Origin of the sequence: Cohnella sp. 56 (genome assembly GCF_037963805.1) — a bacterium.
Lineage (GTDB): Bacteria > Bacillota > Bacilli > Paenibacillales > Paenibacillaceae > Cohnella.
The window spans coordinates 20,557-39,785 of sequence record NZ_JAZDQE010000016.1 but is presented as its reverse complement, the minus strand read 5'-3'; the positions used below and the strand labels follow the sequence as shown (position 1 = coordinate 39,785).

Sequence of the window (19,229 nt, the reverse complement as noted above, 5' to 3'; positions counted from 1 at the left end):
GGGGAAGGCGGCGGCATGGAAGAAGGCGAGCGAATACCCGAGCTGTTCCAGCGCTTGTTCCGGGAGCATTATCCCGGCGTGGCGGGCAAGCTCCATGCATTGATCGGCGATCATGCGGCCGCGGAGGATCTGGCCCAGGAGGTATTCCTGCGGCTGTACCGGAGCCCTCCGGACCGGCTGGAGGCCGTCGGCGCCTGGCTGCACCGGGTGCTGACCCGCCTGGCCTACGACTACTTGAGACAACGGTCCTCGGGCAGGACTTTATTGGAAAAGGAGAGCGCGCGCGTGGCGATCAGCCAGGAGAATGCGGTGCCTTCGGGAGAGGCGGAGGTCATTCGCGAGTGGGAGATCGACGTCGTCCGCGGAGTGCTGCAGAAGCTCTCGGACCGGGACCGGACCGCCCTGCTGCTCCGGGAGGAAGGCTACAGCTACGAGGAGATCGCCCGGCGGCTGGAGGTCAATCCCAAGATCGTCGGGACGCTGCTGGCCCGGGCCGAGGAACGGCTCAGGAAAAAATACGGGCAGGAGGAGGAGCGGCGTGATGGCGCAAAAAACGAAGCCGGACGTTGATACGGACCGGGCTTGGGCGCGGTTCGAACGGCTCGCGGCCGGGGAGCCGGTGCCGGCATTCTGGCGTCAGGCGCACGACGGCCTGCGCGCGGCTGAACCGGAGATCGCGGCACAGCCCGCAGGAATCCCGAATCTTGACGAAAAGGAAGGCGGAGATCAGATGAAACATCAGGCAATGCAAGAAGCCCCGGCCGCCGGGGCGGCGGTACATGCAGGCGCGGCCGGCACTGGCGGGACGGGCGGCCGCGTCTGGCGGACGGAGCGGCCGGCCAGGCGCAGGCTGCGGCGGCTGACCGCAGGTCTGGCCGCTGTCTCCATGACCGTCGGCCTGCTCGCCACTCCGCTGGGGGACCGGGCGATGTCGGCCATGCTCCAATCCTTCCGCGTCCAGCACGTGGTCGGCGTCGGCATCACGGCTGACGATATGGCGAAGATCTCCGGCCTGCTGGAGCGAGGCTCGCCCGACGGCGACCAGCGCTTCGACCTGGCCCAATACGGCAGCTTGACCCAATCAGGCGGCGGCGAGGAACGCACCGTGTCCTGGGCGGAAGCCGGGCAGCGGATGGGCGCCTCCCTGCTCCGGCCGGACGATGCCGCCGCTCCCGTCTACCAGCCCGCGGTCACGCTTACCTTCCGCCTCAACGTGAAGGCGGTCAACCGGCTGCTCGTCCGCTTGGGCAGCGGCACCACACTGCCTGCTGCAGCGGACGGCCAAGCGATCCGGCTGCACATCCCGGGGGGCGTCTCCACGGAGGGCAGCCTGGGAGGCAAGCCGGTGCGGCTGCTCCAATTCGGCAAGCCCGAGCTGACAGTGGAGGGCGGCATCGACGCGGCGGCCGTCCGCGAAGCGGTATTGGGGCTGCCCGTGCTGCCGGACAGCCTGCGGACCAAGCTCGCCGCCATCGGCGACTGGCAGAGTACGCTGCCGGTGCCCGCGCGGGACGGCGCGACCGTCAGCCTCCGGCTGAACGGGCATGATGCGGTCATGACGACCGGCGACAGCAGACGCTTCGTGCTCTGGCTCTCCGGGGACCGGATGAGCCTGCTGAGCGGCGCTACCGCAGACTTCCCGGCCGAAGCCGACTTCAAGCGGGCCGCCGAGGCGCTGATCCGGCCATGACGATGATCGATACGACGGAGCTGACCAAGACGTTCAACGGCCGCGGCGGCTGCCGCGGCATCACCCTGACGGTGCCCGAGGGCTGCATCTTCGGCCTGCTGGGCCCCAACGGCGCCGGCAAGAGCACCTTCGTCAAGATGCTCGCCGGCCTCCACCGCCCCGACGCCGGGCGGGCCGCCCTGCTCGGGCTGCCCCTCGGCCGGCCGGAGGCGCGGCGCAAGCTCGGGTATTTGCCCGAGCTGTTCCGCTATCAGGATTGGCTGACGCCGGCCGAGGTGCTCCGGTTCCACGGCCAGCTCGGCGGGATGCGGCCGCGGGAGACGAGAGGTCCCGCCTTTCGCAGCCGCGTGCGGGACATGCTGGAGCTGGTCGGCCTGGCCGAAGCCGCTGACCGCCGGGTCGGCGGCTTCTCCAAGGGGATGCAGCAGCGGCTCGGTCTGGCTGCAGCCCTGCTCTTGGACCCCGAGCTGATCATTCTGGACGAACCGGCGTCGGCGCTGGACCCGGTCGGACGCCACGAGATCCGCAATCTGCTCAAGCGGCTCCGCGGCCAGGGCGTGACGGTGTTCCTCAACACCCATCTGCTGGAGGATGTCCAGGAGCTGTGCGACCAGGTCGCATTTCTCTACGAAGGCGAGCTGCTGGCGTCGGGTCCGCTGCACGAGCTGCTCGGCGGCGCCGGCGACGGCAGGAGCGGCGGCGTCAACTGGCGCTTCCGCCTCGGCGGCTGGCTCCCCGAGTCATGGGCGAATCTGCAGGAAGCGGCGGGCGGCACGCTCGCCGCCCGGCTGCGCCTGCTCGAAGCCGACGAGCGCGGCGACGCTCTCCTGACCGCAGCCCTCATCGACCGGGAGCAGGCCGGCTATTTGTGCGCGCTGTTCATCGGGAGCGGCCTGACGCTCTACGAATCCGGCCCCGCGCCGAACAGCCTGGAGGATTGGTTCCTCCGGATGGCCCACACCCGTCAAGGAGGCGACCGGCCATGACCATGTACATCTCCGCCACCTTCAAGGAGCTGACCCGCAAGCGCGTGTTCCTGGTCACGCTGATTCTGACCTGCGTCTTCCTGGTACTGTTCATCGTCGGGGTGCGGGAGCTGGCCGGCATGACCGGACAGCAGCCCGAAGCTCCCGTCGAACGGCTCAAGAACAGCATGCTGCTGATGGTGCTCGGCCTGCTGTTCGCGCAGTTTCTGGCCGCCTTCTTCGTGCTCTTCTCGACGATGGGCATCGTCACGGGCGAACAGGAGAACGGCTTGCTGCTGGCCGTCGCGGCCCGACCTCTCCCTCGCTGGAAGCTCTATCTGGCCAAATGGCTGGGCCATGCCGTATGGATCGCCTTGTACAGCGCAGCCTTGTTTAGCGCTATCGTATGGACGATCCACAGTATTTCCGGACTTCCCATCCTGCCGGAGGACCTGCTGCGGGGATTCCTCCTGTTTGTCTGGATGCCGCTCCTCCTCCTTACCTTGACCATGCTCTGCTCCGTCTACCTGCCGATGCTGGGGACCGGCATCTGCGGGGCGCTGCTGTACGGGATCGCCCTTTTCAGCGGGCTGGTCGAAGGCGTATCGAGCGAGGGGCAGACCCCGCCCCTGATCGAGAAGTTCGTCCTGCTGATCGGGCTGCTCGTGCCCACGGACTCGATCTACCGGAGGAGCCTGTTCGAGCTGCTCGGGGGATCGGACCTGGTCGGCTTGACGCAGCTTTATATGGGACCCTTTTCCGTGCCGAGCGTGCCCTCCAACGCTTTCCTCGTATATACTGCGGGCTATATGGCGTTGCTGCTCTGGCTCGGGTGCCGCGCGTTCAGCCGGAAGGATCTGTAGCGCCGAGGCTCTGGTGGAGACGGGCAGCGCCTCGGCGCCTGGCGCGCGCTATCGCAGACCCGCTTCAATCCAGCTGCCGTCGGACGGAATCGCAAGCTCGATCGTCTCCCCGTCCAGCCCGTATCTCAGCACGCCCTGCCCGCCCGTCGCCCTGACCCGGATGCGCGACGCGTCCATGTCGACCTCGACTTCGCCTCCGGAGAGCGGGACGGCGCCCTTCATCCAGTCCAGCCCGCCCAGATGCGGCTCGACGACAAACGAAGCGCAGCCGGGGGACAGCGGCCTGACGCCCAGGAAGTATTTGCCGAACAGGTAGATCGGACCCGCCCCCCATGCGTGGCACAGGCTCTTGCCGAAGGGGATGCCGTACATGTCGTAGTGGGCGCCATCCGCCAAGGTCGGGTCGAACGCCTCCCAGAACGTCGTCGCGCCGAGGTCGAGCATGCCGCCCCAGTAGGCGCGAACCTCCTCCAGCACGCGTTCGTGCTGACCGCTCTCGCAGAGCGCCGCCAGCTCGTGGAACCGCATGTACGGCGTCCGAATCCGGGGCACGCCGCTGCCGAGCATGACGTCCCGGATCACGCGTGCCTGCCGGTCGGGATTCAGATAGCCGAAGCCCATCGCGAACATGCTGGCATGCTTCGTCAGCGCAGGCTGCGTGACGCCGTTCACGCGGCGATGCAGCAGTCCGCCTGCCTCGTCGTCCCAGAACAGTCGCAGCGTCCTCTCCTTGATATCCTCGGCGAGCGCCCCGTATGCCGCGGATGCCACTTCGTCTTCCATCGCCGCGGCGAACGCGCTCATCGCCTCCAGACTCCGCGCCGCAATAATCTGGATCGTGCTGACCGCGCCGTCATTTTCCAGGTCCGCCCAATCGATGAACACCCAATCCTGCGGCCTGCCCTCGATCAGCCCCTCCGCATTGCGCTGCGCCAGGCAGAAGTCCATCAGAGACACCGCGCGGTCGTAATACTGCCGGACGAACGCGACATCTCCGGTATAGAGGTAGTAGTCGTACAGCGACACGAACCAGTACAGCGAATAATCCAGAATGGTGTTGAAGTGCATGACCAGCGGGTCCTTGCCGCGCAGCGCGATCAGCGTCCGCCGCGTCACGTCCAGATCGAAGAAGCTGTAGTAGTTCATCAGAAACGCCTGATAGGCGTCGCCCGACCACACCCACCGGTCCCGCTTGATGCCGTCGAGAAAAAACTCCCTCGTATTCAGATGCAGCGTATAGAGGCTCGTCTCGTAAATCTCGCCGAGCTTCGGATCGGAGCATGCGAACGCGCCGCGATTGGTTGCCGGCACGTATTCGTACAGCATGGATACGCGATCCCAGCGGACGCCCGGATCGGCATGAATCCATGCATAGCGGAATGCCTTCGCATCCGCAAGCGTATAGATGCCGTCTTCGGCCTGCCGAGCCGCCGCGCCCGCTTCGAACCGGTCCAGGCTGTAGCAAGCGTCCGGCGACAGCGCCTCCGCTCTCGATTCGCCGTAATAGATGCGCACTCGGCCCGCGCCTTCGAGATGGTGGAACCGCAAATAACCGAATGTCTCGCGGCCGAAGTCGAGCAGCGGATGGTCGTGGACCGCTTCCTCGGACACCGGCGCCTGCGGCGTGACCGCCAGCCGAAAAGCGGACGGCGGATCGGACGGCAAGTCGAACGTCCAGCAGCCTGCGGGCACCCAGTCGTGCTGATAGGAGGTCGCTTCCCAGTCCGCATCCGTCCGGATATTCGGTCCTTCGATGAACAGCGCCGGCGCTTCGACATCGTTGAACACGCTGACGCTGATCTCATGCCTGCCCGCCGGCAGGGTGACGACGGATGCGTCGCAGCGTTCGTTGTCCTTGCCGTCGAGATAGAGTGAAAAGACGCCTTCGGCCGCGATCTCGATCCGTTCCTCGCTGGGCAGCTCGTACGTATAACGGAACTTGATATTGGAATAATGCCGGTCCAGCCGCCAAAAAGCGGGATACGGCACCCCGCGCGCCCTGCGTTTCGTCGACGTTTTCTCGTGCAGCCGAATCTCGAAGTCCCCGGGATACCAGATCCAGGTCGCCCGCCGTCCCGTCTGACGCTGTGTCATCGTCATCGCTCCTTCCCTCTATTCGAGCACCATTGTATAATAAGCCTCACTCGGAATAGGCGGGGAGTTGTGACAGGCAGGATGGACAAAAATGACCTCGATTGTCTCGCTGGCGCAAGGATGCCAAAAGCCCCGAAAGCGCCCGTCCATCGTTCGGAGCTGTCGGAGCATTTTCAGGGGACGTTCCCGCTGTTCATCAATCGCTGGGAGGAAGGCTTCGCGCTCAGGGAGCATACGCATGCCTACCTGGAGGTCGTCTATGTCATGTCCGGAGACGGCTACCATTATATCGGGGACTGCATCGAGCGGGTCGCCAAAGGGAGCTTGTACGTCTTGCCGGTCGGCACTTCTCATATGCTGCGCCCGAGCGACGCGGCATCCGGGCGCAAGCTGATCGTGTACAACCTGTGCGTGCGTCCGGAATTTGTGAACACGATCCGGGATTGGCTGGACGCGTATGGCCGCGGCGGCGCAGCCTTTTCGATTTTCGACGGCGCTCCCGGCACTTATGTCTCGCTGACGGATCGGGATATGCGGCTGGGACGGCGCTTCGACCGGCTGCACCGGGAATATATCGAACAGCGGTCGGGCTACGAGGCAAGCATGTTGGCGGGGCTCATGCAGATCGCCGTTCATCTGACACGGCTTGCAGAGGACCGTGCCGATAACGATGAAGCGGCAAGACATGACGATACGGAGCGTACGGGCATGTCGGCGATCTTGTCCTATATCGATCATCACGTCGGCGAGCCGCTTGCCGTCGAAGGTCTTGCCGCTCAAGCCGGCATGAGCCCGCGCCACTTCATCCGGCTGTTCCGGAAGCATGCCGGGCTGCGATTCACCGACTACGTACAGCTAAGACGGATCGAATACGCCTGCAGGCTGTTGCTGGAGACGGACGACAAAATATCCGCCATTGCCGGCATGGCAGGCTACCGGGATCAGGCATACTTCCGCAAGGTGTTCCACGACCTAATGGGCATGCGTCCAAGCGAATATCGGCGCAGGCGCTGACGACGCGCCGGCTGGAGGCGGCAGCGCGCTTGCCGTTTATAGCTGTATCGTTATTTCCTGCCCGCCACGCCCGGGCCGATCGGCGATTGGCGTGAATACAGCGGACGGACGCAACCGGAGGACGGCTCTCGGCCTGGCGATAATACGGCGCCGCTTCGGGACGCGAACGACGTAAAAAAAACGGAGCCTCCGCCGAGGTCTCCGTTTCATCTGCATTATTTTGGGCTGCGTGCGGCTCTGATGGCTTCGCCTTCTTCTTCGTTCGGGCCGTACACCCCCGGAGGGACCACGCCCGCCTGCCGCATGAGAATCGTCATCTGTCCGCGGTGATGAATCTGATGGCGAACGACCATCGTGAGCACGTCCCCATAGGTCATGTTCATGGAGCCGAACAGGAGCAGGCTCTCGGACAAATGCGCATCCGTCCATTGCGTCTTGATGGCGTCGGCGACGGCCGCGCTCATGCTGCGGTAAGCGTCTGCGATCTCCGCCGCGCTCGCGGGAACGGGCGACTTGAAGTCCGGGCCCGCTGCGATCCGAAGCCCGGCTCCACTGAGGATGCCGACAGGCGCGCCGGCTACATGCCAGCCCAGATCGCCCAGCGTCTTGGGCCTGGTGTCGGACACGGCCTGCTTCAGCGATGCGTCGGTCAGCGCTTCGAGCACCTTAAGCGTCAGTGCGGCTTCCTGGTTCCAGTCATTCACGATTTGTTCGATCGATTGGTACATGCTTGTCATCGCTCCTCTGTCGAGTAGATATGCCTTAAGCATAGCATCGCGCGCGACGCAGGACAAACTCGCGCCCGCTCCACCGCTACGGTCGAACCGCTCTGGTGACGCCTTATATGAACATGACCGGCTCCACCGCGAACGCTCCCGACACCGGCTTGCGCCGTCCGGTTAACGCCCGAGCAGCGCTTCCTCCCGCTCGCGGAAGTACGTCGCCGTCTGCATAACCATGCGGTCCAGCAGCGCCTTGTCCGGTTTGCCGTACATGGCCGGGTACGGATCGCCGCCCGGACCGAGCGGCTCCGGGGTCACGTAATGTCCGTCGCGATTGAAGCCGAGCACGTACAGCGCCATGATGACCGTATCCAGATCGAGCGAGCCGTCGCCGAGCGCGCCTCGGTTGCTGTCGGCCATATGCAGATTGATTAGCCGGTCGCCGGCCGCGAGCAGCGCCTCGCCGATATGCGACTCCTCGGATTGCATGTGGTAGACGTCGGCGTTGATATGCTGCACGCCCGGATGATTCACGGCCTGAATATAAGCCTGGGCGTCCGCGATCGTGTGTACATAGCTCGTCTCCGCGGAGCGGATCGGCTCGATGGCCGCCTTCACGCCGTGCGAGACGAACATGTCCGCGACGAGCCGGAGCGTCTCGGCGCTGCGCGCGAGCTCCATCTCGTCGTACTTGGTCGGCCGGCCGACCGCGCCCGGCACGACGAGAATATACGAGCCGCCGACCGATGCGGTGAACTCGATCTCGCGCTTCAGGTAGTCGACGGCGGCCTGGCGCTGGAAGGCGCGGTTGCTCGACAGGTCGTTGTCCGCGGAGAACATGCCGCAGATGCCGGCGACCTTGATGCCATGGGCGCCCAGAATATCGAGCGTCTCTTGCTTGCGGTAGCCGAGGTCGGGCCCATAGTGATTGCCGTGCAGCTCGATGAAGCCGATGTCTGCCTGCTGCAGCCGCTTGGCCGTGTCCGTCAGCGTCTCCATGCCGAAGCCCCAATTGCTCCACGACAGGGCGAGCCGCCGCTCGAACCGCTTCGGCTCGTTCTTTTTCAGCGCCTCGAACGCCTCGCGGATTTTCTCGTTTTTGATCTCATAAGTTTGTCGGGTCATTTGCTTCTCCGCTCTCCTTTATCGCGCGACTGCCCACGCAGGGCATGTCCGAATAATTATCTACAGATTGTATGTGTCCTCGACTTCTCCGGTCAGCTTGCTAATATAGCCATTTATGATTTCTTGAAGGTTTTTCATAAACTTGATAGCCATATTCTAGCATCCATCCCTAAATTTAATAACGCTTTTCTAGTATAGTGGAAAATAGGCTTCTCGACACCATAATTAGCGCCGGGAAACTCGACGACCAGAAAGGATGCTTGCTCGAACTGAACTTATTTATAAATGCAATTTACATGCCAGGACGAATGCAATTCTATCGTCTTTAGTTCCATTCCTTCCATGCTCAACTCATAGCGATAATGTATGAAAAAGAGACCGCACAAGTCATTACCGACTTCGCGATCTCCCATTCATTCAGCGCCCCTCGGATTACAGCAAGCCCTTTTCCTTCAAGTTCAAATAGCTGACCGTCGCCGTCTCGAGGCCCGTCAGATTGCGGAGCTGGTCCTGCTCGACCGTCATCCATTCGACGCCGATCTCTGTGGCCGCTTCGATCGACTCCTGAATCTTCACGATGCCCGTACCGACCGCCGTCCATTGACCGGCCTCTCGGCCGTAGACGTCCTTCAGATGGATCGCCGGTACGCGGCCCGCCATCTTGCGCAGAATATGCGCCGGATCGGCGCCGCCGAGCGTGATCCAGGCGACATCCAGCCGGAAGTATACATGCTGAGGATCCGTATGCTCCGCCAAAATATCCAGCGAATAGAGGCCGTTGAACGTCCGCTCAAACTCGTGCGCATGGTTATGATAGCAGAATCTTAAGCCTTCGGCCCGAAAACGGGCGCCGGCCGCTTCGTACAATTCGGCATCGGCCAGCAGTTGCTCGCGCGTGTCCACGACATCCCACCAGAACGTGACGTCCTTCGTTTGCAGCGCGTGAGCTTCTTGGATGACTTGATCGAGCGCTGCCGGGTCGCGCAGCTGCTCCTTGTTCACGCTGTGCGTCGCAACCTGGAGCCCCAATTCGTGGAATCGCGCCAGGTTGGCTTTGACATCGCCCTTGAGCAGCTCGCCCCCGCCTTCGATTCCCTCGTAGCCGATCTCCGCTACGCGCTGCATGGTGCCCCAGTAGTCCGCCTTCGCTTCCTCGTTTACAATACCGATTAATCCAAGCTTGGGTCTCGTCATGATCCGATTCACGCTCCTTGTTGGCCGAATTCGCCGTTCTCCAGCATGGCGATAAACGGACTGTCACTCACGCCGACGAGCGGCAGCTCCACGCGCGCATGCAGACGCACGGATTGATAAAAGGCAAAAATAATTTCCGAGGCGCGAAGCGCTTTCAAATGAGACACTTCCGGTTGTTCGCCCGTCTCCAGGCAGTCGATCGCATGCCGGACATAACCCTTCATCTGGTCGGACATCGAGCTCAATTCCATGGCGGGCTGCCAGGAAGGATCAGCATAGTTGACGCCCCTGACAATCTGCCCGTCCCACATGACTTCGATAAAGCCTTCCGTACCGAATACGCGGACGCCGGCCCAAGTCTTCTTCATATCCTCCGTCGGTTCCCAAGTGTCGACCGCACCGGAATAGAAGTTCGCGAAGACGCCGTTGGCAAATTGAATTTGCCCGCTGGCGCCGCACTCGGACGGCACGTTGAACCATTTATAAATCTCGGTCGTATCGACGGCGCCCAGCACCCACTTCGCCGAAGCTTCATCCATATAGCTGATCGCCTGATCGAACGTATGGATGCCGCAGTCGAGCAGATTCGGGGGCGAATACAGATCCATCCGGACGACTTCTCCGATCTTTCCTTCCTTGATCAGACGGCGCACGGTCTGATTGCCCGCGGCGAATCGCCGTTGAAGAGAGAAAGTCAGCTGGCACCCCGTCTCCTCCGCGATTCGCCCCATTTCCAGGCATTCTCCCCAGGTGGCCGACATCGGCTTTTCGCACAGGACCGCCTTAACGCCCGCCTCCGCACAGTCGCGGAAAACCGGCAAATGCAGCGGCGTCCACAGACAGACGATCACAACGTCCGGCTGCTCCTTCGCCAGCATCTCCCGGTGATCCGCGTAAATGCTGCCTCCGAATCCATATTCTTCGTTCAGTCTGCCGGCCGCTTCGGACGACAGATCGGACAATGCGACGACCTTGCACCTGTTATCGGCCTGTACGCCGACCGCATGCTCGTGCGCACGCCTGCCGCAGCCGATAAAGGCGACTCGATAGGATGCCTCGCTCACTTTCAAAACCCTCCTTTTAAAGAAAGGAGCGATGAACATAGCAGCCTGCTATGAACATCGCTCCCTTTCCGATATCCTACAATTTGTATGTTAGCCGATCTTTTCAAAATTAGCCAGCTGCTTTTCCACTTCCGCGACGACCTTGTCGATGCCGGCCGCTTTCAGCTGCTTTCTGTATTCGGCCACCGCTTCCTTCGGATCTTTGCTCGTTTTGCCGAGCATGAGCTGCATGCCAAGCTGTTGATTGACGTTGGAAATGGCTGCGATCTCCGTCGTCACGTTTTTCGGATCGAAGCTGAAGCCCATGTACGGATCGTTGATGGCGACTTTGTTCCACTCGTCGTACAGGCTGCTGCGAATCGGGTTTTCCGTGTCCATCGGCAGATTGTATTTGTCGTTGCGCAGGGACCATGCCGCAAAGCCGCCGCCGTCTTTCTTGTCGTCAAAGCCGGCAGGCGTCTTCTTCACGCCGTCTTCAATGACGTATTGGCGGCCTTCGAGACCGTACTGAATCAGATTGTAATATTCGGGATCGGTCATGAACTTCTCGATCGCCATGAGCGCCCGTTCCGGATTGGCCGAATTCGTGCTGATGACGGTAGAGTTCTCCACGCCCAGCTTCCGCTTGATCTTGTGGTTGGCTTCAGCGAACGTATAGAAGTAGGGATCCGATTCCGGCTGCGCTTTCATATCGGTGCCGTACTTGCCGATCCAGTCCTGCGCATGCGTCAGATAGCCCGCCGAGTTCGCCGCTCTGAAGTTCGTGCCCGCGTCGACCTGCGAGGACAGAATGTCCTTCGGCCAGTATCCTTTGTCCGCCCATTGGCGCATCTTCACAGCCCAATCCTCGAATTCCTGGGTGAAGGCCGGGTGGAATACATGCTTGTAATCGTCCGGGCTTTTCGTCACGAGATTAAGCTCCGTCAGCGAGATGCCCGGCGCGTTGATCCACATATCCGTCGTATCGACGAGCATTCTGTACATATTGAAGGCGTCGTTCGCGTTGCCGTTGATCGGCGGGTAAGATTCGTTGGCGAGCACATTGTCCATGTACTTTTCCATGTCGGCAATGCTGCCGATCTTCTCCATGCCGTACTTCTTCAGCAGATCGGAACGGTAAGCGAAGCCGGTCGGCGTGAATTCGCTATATAAGGAAGGTACGCCATAGATTTTGCCGTTCACCTTGGCGCCGGCCCACGTTTGCTCCGGAATCTCCGCCTTCAGCTTGGGCGCGACCTTGTCCAGCATATCCGTGATATCTACGAGCGCTCCCTGATTGGCCAGCGAGAAATAGGAAACCGGTGCGCCTGGCGATGCGTGGGACATGTCGAACTTCTCGCCGGAAGCGAACAGCAGCGGATACTTGGTGGCAACATCCGGCCAATCGATATATTTGACCTCGATGGTGGCGTTGATATCTTGCTTCAGCTTCTTGTTGATCTGCGCCAGAATGTCCTTGTTGGCGACGCCTTCCGAACCCCAGAGATAATAAACCAGCTTGGCTTCTTTGGAAATGTCCACGCCGCCGGCCGTCTTGTCGGACGCCGCTGCCGACGATCCTGACGATGCCGATCCCGAAGACGGCGATCCGGACGACGCGTTCTCATCCTTCGACGACGAACAGCCTGCCAGCACACTGCCGAGCAACATGACTGACGATAAAATGAGCGGATACTTCATCTTCTTTCCTTTCATTTCATTACCTCCCTTTTTTAGTTGCAATGACTTTTTAATTTATAATAGATACCGCCTTGAATGGAGGTATTTATTAGCCTTTGACCGCACCGATCGTGAGCCCGGATACGAAGTAGCGCTGCGCAAAAGGGTACAGCAGAATAATCGGCCCCGTCGCCAGCACCGCCGTCGCCATCTTGATGGATTGCGAGGGCAGATCCGCCGTATTGATCACCGCGCCCTGGTTAATGAGCGCCTGGATATTCGTCTGATTGATCATGCGCTGCAGGAAATATTGGAGCGGATACTTGGCGGGCGACTGAATGTAGAGCATGCCATTGTACCATTCGTTCCAAAAACCGAGCGCCGAGAACAGGCCGATCGTAGCGAGCGCCGGAATCGCCAAAGGCATAAAGATTTGCCAATAGATCCGAAAATCGCCCGCGCCGTCAATCGTAGCCGACTCGTACAAGGAATCGGGAATGGCCTTCATGAAGTTCCGCATCAGGAAAATGGACCACGCCCCGACGACCCCGGGCAATATCATCGCGAACAGGCTGTCCTTGAGATGCAAATATTTGACCATCAGGATGTAGCTTGGAATCAGGCCCCCGGCAAAAAGCGTCGTAAAGTAAATCAGGAAGGAAAAGAAATTGCGATATTTGAAGTCCTTGCGATTCAGCACGAAGCCCGCCATCGACATCATCAGCAAGCCCGCGACCGTACCGACGACCGTAATAAAAATTGTGACGCCGTAAGCTTTGTATAAAGCGTCCGAGTTATTGAGCAGCATCTCGTAAGCCTTGACGGAAAAGTGGTTCGGAATCAGCTTGTAGCCTTCTCGAATGATCTCATCCTCTCTCATGAAGGAGGACGAGATCATCAGCACGAACGGGAACAGGCAAGCCAAGGCGAAGACAGTGATGCTTATATAGCTGATCGCTTTGATGAACAGACTGCCCGCGTCTTCTTTTCCTACGGTTTTGGCATTCATCTTTTTCTCACTTCCCTGTCATTAGAATAAGGCGCTGTCAGGTTCGATCTTGCGAACGATGAGATTAACCGTGAACACGAGCACCAGGCCGAACAAGGACTGATAGAATCCTACCGCCGCGCCCATCGAGAAGTTGAACTGCCCGACCAGACTGCGGAAAACGTACGTATCGATGATGTCCGTCTGCGGATAGAGCACCGAGTTCGTGCCGATCAGGTTGTAGAACAGGTCGAACGAGCCCTTGAGGATGCCGCCGAGTCCGAACAGCAGGAGCAGGATGAACGTCGGCTTCAGCATCGGCAATGTCATATACCGGATCCGCTGCGATCTGCTGGCCCCGTCCATATAAGCCGCTTCGTACAGGTCATTGTTGATGCCTGCGATCGTCGCCAGATAGACGATCATGCCGTAGCCGGTCGCGCTCCATATTTTGAATGCCACGATGATGTACTTCCAGATGCCGGGATCGGAATAAAATTCGTAGCGGTCCATGCCCAGCGAGACCAGCATCGTATTGATGAAGCCGGTTTTAAAATTGAACATGTTGTAGGCGAACACGCCTACGATAACCATGGAAATGAAGTGGGGAAGCAGCAGCACGGACTGGGAAACCTTTTTAAACCACGAGCTGGAAATCTCATAAAGCATAATCGCGAACACAATTTGAATCACGTTGCCGAGCGCGAGGAAGGCGAAATTGTACAGCAGCGTATTTTTGGTGATATTCCAGAGATCGCCGTTTTTGACGAGAAACTCAAAATTGGCCAGTCCTACGAATTTACTTGCGAAGATACCCTTGCTGATATTGAAATCGACAAACGCGACGTACGCTCCCGGCATCACGAGATAGTGGAAAATAATGAAATACAAGATGACGGGCGTAAGCATAAGAAACAAAATTTTGTTTTTCAGGAGTTCCCGCAGTACATTTCCGCAATGAAGCTTCAGCCGTGATAGGACATGCATGATGCCCACCTCCCGTTTGGATCGGATTCAAGTTTGCGCTTACAAAACATCCGTTTTCTTGTGAAACGTTTCGATTTTATGGAAAAATCAATCCCTAACCTTAAGTAAAGGCAGGGAATATTGCACATAAAACGCTTGCATGAACAATAAATTGAAAATCTAAGAATTGAAACGTTTCTTCAAAACGAATATTACACCAAGAAGTTCTCGAAATCAATCCCTTTTTTAATCATTTTGTATACGCTTTCTAATTGCGCGTCATCGATAGGAGCGAGAGGGATGAATGGCTGCAAAAAAAGCGCTCTACCCGCAAGCTAGAGAGCATCTTTGTCCCTCCCGGCCATCGTTTATCAGGTGTTGCCGCCGACTGAATTTCCTTTGAACAGCGTCACATAGATGCGCTCATGCTCTACCGCATCGCCGCCGATCAGCTTGAGCAGCTGCTCGGCTGCAAGCGCGCCCCATTTGCGCTTCGAATAATCGATCGTCGACAGGCGCGGCTGCGTATACGAGGCCAGCTCGATATTGTCGAATCCGACAATATGCAGCTGCTCCCCGACGCGAACATCCGGGTGATGCCTCGCCAAATAATCGATCATGCCGATCGCCATCTCGTCGTTGAAGCAGAATACTGCCCCAGGAGCCGCTCCGCCGCCGCTGTCCGCCATCACCTGGGCCGCCGCCTGCTCTCCGCCCGCCTTGTTGAAGTCGCCTTCGATCACGGTCAGCTTCACCCCAGGCGTGCGCTCCACTACTTGCGTGACCGCCTGCAGCCGCTGCTTCGAATCGAACGAGCCGTCGGGACCTGTGACGGCGTACAGCGTCCGGTGCCCCTGCTCGATCAGATATTCCGTCGCCAGCGTCGCTCCCGCCTTGTTGTCGAGCAGCACCTGATTGATGTTCGGATGCGCAAGCTCCCGATCCAGGACGACAAGCTTGTGCCCGCGATCCGCATAGCTGATCAGCTCCTCGCTGCCGAAGGTCACATCCAGAATAATGGCGCCGTCGATCGTGCGCTCGGGCAGCAAACGATGCGACTGCTTGCCGCTGCATACGATGAGATCATAGCCTTTTTGCGTCAGTGTCTCCTTTGTGCCCTGCAGCAGATCGCCATAGAACGCGCCGCTAAAATCGGTAAGGAAAATGCCGATGATTTTCGTTTCCCTCGTCTTGAGCGATCTGGCTGCGGCGTTCGGGACATAGTTCAGTTCCTTGGCGACGGCAAGTATTCTGGCTGTCGTCTCGTAGGTCACTTTGGGGCTGCCGTTAAGCGCATAAGATACGGTAGAGATGGAGACCCCCGCTTTTTTAGCGATATCCTTGATACTGACCACGGCACTCTCTCCTGTCTCGCATGATTCCTTCAATATATCATAAAAAATATCACAAAAACTGGCGATCATTCGCATATCGCCAGTCTGCTGCTTACATGTGAATCTCGATCCGGTTGGATGCAGAATTCAGGCTTGCGACGAGCCTTTCTCCGCCAATGCGGATGCCGCCCGGACGATAGCGGTTCTCTGCCTGCTGCAGCGCCACTTCCTCGCCGTTGACCGTGATTTTCGTAATCTGCCCGGCATTGGCGATCCGATAGACGAAGGTCAGCGGCAGGCCGTCCCACGCGAATTCGAATTGAAGACCGTCAAGGTCGGCCGGCAGCACCGGATCGATGACCAGGTCGCCCTCCCACTGACGAATGCCCAGCACATTCGATATCAATTGGTTCATATAAATCCCCGGACCGCTCGAATAGATGCGCCAGCCGCCCTTGACCGGCACCGTGCCTTCGCGCAGTTCGCCGAAGCGCTCCTGCGCCTCGTAGCGGGTATTGAACTCGCCGTCCGAGCTGCTGAAGTACGCGTTGCTCTGGCGCAGCTGCGCATGGGGCACGACGTCGCGCAGGCCGACCGGATTAATCCTGAGCAGGCTGTCCCATACTTCATCGGCCTTGCCCAGCTTGGCCATCGCCTCTACGAAGCGGATATGGGCATGCACATATTGCAGACCGACCTCCCGGCCGAAGTTCGCCGCCTGCTCCGCCCGCTTGAAGTTGGTGCTGACGCCTCCCGCATACTGCGCAGGGCGATTCATGAGCCGCACGCCGTCCGGGAAGTACAGATGTTCTTTAATGATGCGGTAATGCAGCTCGGCCTGCTCCTCCGTCAGCAGCTCGCTGATCATGCTGCGCGTCATCGGCAGCAGCCGATACTGGATGCCCGTGGCCGTATCCGTCGGATGAAGCATGAGCTTCGCGTCGCCCGGCGTCTCCATATAGACGAAGCCGGGGATGACCTCCTGCCCCAGCATGTACCGGTTGAAGTCGGCCTCAATGGCGGCAGCCAGCGCCGACAGCTCCGCGGCCAGCGCCGCATCGGCGGATTCCATCACGCGTCCGAACCGTGCGATCGTCTGGTACGTCAACGCGACGGTCCAGCTGCTCACCATATAGCGCTTCAGCTGCGCGTTGGCCGGCTGCAGGGTATCGTCCCAATCGCCGTCTCCGTACGAGGACAGATGTGTCCCGTGCAGGAAGTGATTTTTGATATAAGCAATCTGCTTCAGAGCATGATCGAGCAGCGAGGCCGAATGCGTCGTAAATTCGCCTTTGTGACGCATCGTATACGGCACGCGGGCCTGCAAAATGTCGTAATCCTGCGTCGCGGCGAGATAATCGCCGAGCACCTTCAGCGGCCAGACGATAATATCGCCGTGACTCTCCTCCTGCTGAATGCGGTAATACCGGTCGAACATGAACCACTGCGGCCAATTGCCGTCGTCCTCGTATTGATGCGAATAGACGGTTTTAACAATTTCCGCGACCTGTTCGTATTTGCGCATCGCCATGAAATATTCGGTCGGTCCCTGGCAGACGTCGCGCGTCCCCCAGGCCGCGCCGCCGTATTGCTCCAGGCCGTGCGGAACGGAATAATGGACCAGCATATTGTGCGTGTACCACCATGCCAGCGCGTTCACCTTGTCCAGCTCGCCCGCGCCCGCGGCAGCGGCATCGTCTGCCCAAGATAGACGGAATCCGTTCATCACGTCCTGCAAAAAAACGCGGTAGCGCTCGATCTCCGGCTCCGCCCGCCGCGGCGCAAGCGGCAGCGCCTCTCCGTGCAGCAGCCCCTGCATCGTGATCGTCCACTCCGGACTCGCGTCAAGCGAGAGAACCGCGAGCGAGGCCGCACCGGGTCTAACGCCGCGGACCAGCAGGCGCTCGTCGCCTACCGTGAAGCCCGCGCCTTCGACGGTCATCCGGTATTGCAGGTCGGGAAAGACGCCTTTGCTGATCGATTGTGCGTCCGCCGTGAACACAAGTGCGCCGTCCGCTTGCGCCATTGCGAACGGCAACTCGTATTCGTTGTTGTTCATGGACACTTGGTTCGTCACCAGGCAGCTGTAGGCCTTCCCGTTCGCGGAGCGCATATGGAGGCGAACCTCCGGCGAGTCGACTGTCGTAAAATTCGTGACGATCAGCATGTCGTCCGCCGTCTTGTAGTACCAGCGGGCATAGTTGAAGCCGATCTCGAACAGGGAAGGCATCGTGAGCAGACGATACGTTCCTGCCGACCGGATATAGATACGCTGGCCCGATGCCTTAAATGCGTTGAGCGCATTGCGGGTATTCGTCAGCAGCTTGTGGAAGCTCGTATTGCCGACCAGCAGCTGCGAATTGAAGACGCCGTACATGTAGGAGGTGGTCGTCGTCACATCGTCGGCGACCCTGTCGTTGCCGCCGGACATCAGAATATGGCCGTGCGGACGCTCCACGAGCAGCTCCTTCTCCTTCAGCACGACATGCTCATGCGTATCGGTGAAAAAAGAAAGCAGACGGCCGTCCTGCCATTCCTCCTGGCGACGGACCGGGAACAAGGCGTCGAGCTCTGCCATCGTCATCGATGCCGTGCGCAGCGGCGAACCGATGCCGGCGGCGAATTCGACTTGGCTCACTGGCTCGGAGGCAGTCGCAAGCTCGGCCGACCGGGTACGCTCGGCCGCTTCCCAGGCGGCCTGAATTTCTTCGTGGAATTCCAGCGAATCGACGGCGGACGGGTGGTCAGGCTTGAACAGGCCGTAAAATACGAAGCGCGCCTCTCCCCGGAGCTCGGCCCGTTCCGATTGCAGCGCCGCATAGGCGAACTCGTACTGGTAGACTTCGTTCGAGAGCGAAGACTTGCCCAGCGCCTCGGGAATATCCGTTTCCTTGTAGCCGAGGCCAAAAAATTGGAATCCGTCCGTCGAATAGCCGGCCGCGCCCGTCAGCGAGCCATGCTGCAAATACGGGAATCTGCCGCCTTGCATCGGCTGATTTTGACGGAAGCACAGCGCATAGCCGCACTTTTCGTCCTTGAACGCTTGATGATCGACATACTGCGACATATACGCTTCGTTCGTCCTGACCGCGCCGATATCGGCAAGCCCGATATCCTGGCCGTAGACGACATCGATAATGGTTCCGTTTTCATTCGCATCGATCGTCACGTCCCAGAACCATATGCCATGCTCGGTCAGTGTGAACACAACACGATAGTCGATAGCGCCGAACGCCTTGCCTTCCCATAGCAGACGTCTGCCGGCTGAAGACAAGCGGCTCTTGGCACGAATGCCGAGCAGCGGCTCGAAGGAAATGCCTGCTGCGCTGTGCATCCGCAAATAAAGATTGTTGAGCGAGCCGTCTATGGGGCTCGATACGACCTGGTTCAGCATCGTATGTTGATGAACGGCCCGCATCAGATCCCCGCTGCTCAGAAAATCGAATGTCAGCTCCCCTGCTTCTATCCGTATGACATCCATTGCCTTTAACGGATCGATTACAGCCTCCATGTTTTCTCACTTCCCTTCTGGTTGTCTCGCGGCGGACGAA

15 protein-coding genes are annotated in these 19,229 nt (G+C 59.6%); 5 read left to right on the top strand and 10 right to left on the bottom strand.

Annotated elements, in window-relative coordinates:
- Positions 1–15 precede the first annotated feature (15 nt).
- Genes VQ071_RS23305 through VQ071_RS23290 form a run of 4 tightly spaced genes read left to right on the top strand, consistent with a single transcriptional unit; the run spans position 16 to position 3,518 of the window.
- A complete protein-coding gene (locus VQ071_RS23305) occupies positions 16–570 on the top strand; it encodes a sigma-70 family RNA polymerase sigma factor (RefSeq protein WP_340516639.1) in 555 nt (184 codons plus the stop codon).
- Positions 542–1,690: a hypothetical protein gene (locus VQ071_RS23300; protein ID WP_340516638.1), complete on the top strand. Its 1,149-nt coding sequence runs from the start codon at positions 542–544 to the stop codon at positions 1,688–1,690. Before VQ071_RS23305 ends, VQ071_RS23300 begins: the two co-directional genes overlap by 29 nt.
- Positions 1,687–2,676, top strand: a complete 990-nt coding sequence (locus VQ071_RS23295; protein ID WP_340516637.1) for an ABC transporter ATP-binding protein — start codon at positions 1,687–1,689, stop codon at positions 2,674–2,676. Before VQ071_RS23300 ends, VQ071_RS23295 begins: the two co-directional genes overlap by 4 nt.
- Complete coding sequence (locus tag VQ071_RS23290; RefSeq protein WP_340516636.1) at positions 2,673–3,518, top strand: ABC transporter permease subunit; 846 nt, start codon at positions 2,673–2,675, stop codon at positions 3,516–3,518. Before VQ071_RS23295 ends, VQ071_RS23290 begins: the two co-directional genes overlap by 4 nt.
- Positions 3,519–3,566: 48 nt before the next feature.
- Here VQ071_RS23290 and VQ071_RS23285 read toward each other — a convergent pair whose 3' ends face one another.
- A complete protein-coding gene (locus VQ071_RS23285) occupies positions 3,567–5,612 on the bottom strand; it encodes an alpha-L-rhamnosidase-related protein (RefSeq protein WP_340516635.1) in 2,046 nt (681 codons plus the stop codon).
- Positions 5,613–5,732: 120 nt separating this feature from the next.
- On the opposite strand from VQ071_RS23285, the gene VQ071_RS23280 reads away from it, so the two are divergent.
- Positions 5,733–6,626, top strand: coding sequence for an AraC family transcriptional regulator (locus tag VQ071_RS23280; protein ID WP_340516634.1), 894 nt, complete (start codon positions 5,733–5,735; stop codon positions 6,624–6,626).
- Between the two features lie 215 nt (positions 6,627–6,841).
- Here the strand turns inward: VQ071_RS23280 and VQ071_RS23275 are convergent, their stop codons facing one another.
- The 9 genes from VQ071_RS23275 to VQ071_RS23235 all read right to left on the bottom strand — a co-directional run bounded on the left by VQ071_RS23275 (position 6,842) and on the right by VQ071_RS23235 (position 19,189).
- On the bottom strand, positions 6,842–7,354 hold the full coding sequence (locus VQ071_RS23275; RefSeq protein WP_340516633.1) for a DinB family protein: 513 nt from the start codon (positions 7,352–7,354) through the stop codon (positions 6,842–6,844).
- 171 nt (positions 7,355–7,525) lie between these two features.
- Positions 7,526–8,473: a sugar phosphate isomerase/epimerase family protein gene (locus VQ071_RS23270; protein ID WP_340516632.1), complete on the bottom strand. Its 948-nt coding sequence runs from the start codon at positions 8,471–8,473 to the stop codon at positions 7,526–7,528.
- Positions 8,474–8,905: 432 nt separating this feature from the next.
- The gene (locus VQ071_RS23265) at positions 8,906–9,667 is read right to left on the bottom strand and encodes a sugar phosphate isomerase/epimerase family protein (RefSeq protein WP_340516631.1); all 762 of its coding nucleotides are present in this window, start codon (positions 9,665–9,667) and stop codon (positions 8,906–8,908) included.
- Between the two features lie 8 nt (positions 9,668–9,675).
- Entirely contained in the window at positions 9,676–10,731 is a 1,056-nt protein-coding gene (locus VQ071_RS23260) for a Gfo/Idh/MocA family protein (protein WP_340516630.1), read from the bottom strand.
- Between the two features lie 90 nt (positions 10,732–10,821).
- Positions 10,822–12,426 (bottom strand): ABC transporter substrate-binding protein, encoded by a 1,605-nt coding sequence (locus tag VQ071_RS23255; protein ID WP_340516629.1) that lies wholly within the window; start codon positions 12,424–12,426, stop codon positions 10,822–10,824.
- A 73-nt stretch (positions 12,427–12,499) separates the two neighbouring features.
- Entirely contained in the window at positions 12,500–13,399 is a 900-nt protein-coding gene (locus VQ071_RS23250; RefSeq protein WP_340516628.1) for a carbohydrate ABC transporter permease, read from the bottom strand.
- A 21-nt stretch (positions 13,400–13,420) separates the two neighbouring features.
- On the bottom strand, positions 13,421–14,365 hold the full coding sequence (locus VQ071_RS23245) for an ABC transporter permease (RefSeq protein ID WP_340516627.1): 945 nt from the start codon (positions 14,363–14,365) through the stop codon (positions 13,421–13,423).
- A gap of 350 nt (positions 14,366–14,715) precedes the next feature.
- Positions 14,716–15,699 (bottom strand): LacI family DNA-binding transcriptional regulator, encoded by a 984-nt coding sequence (locus tag VQ071_RS23240; RefSeq protein ID WP_340516626.1) that lies wholly within the window; start codon positions 15,697–15,699, stop codon positions 14,716–14,718.
- A gap of 91 nt (positions 15,700–15,790) precedes the next feature.
- Positions 15,791–19,189: a GH36-type glycosyl hydrolase domain-containing protein gene (locus VQ071_RS23235; RefSeq protein ID WP_340516625.1), complete on the bottom strand. Its 3,399-nt coding sequence runs from the start codon at positions 19,187–19,189 to the stop codon at positions 15,791–15,793.
- Positions 19,190–19,229: the final 40 nt, after the last annotated feature.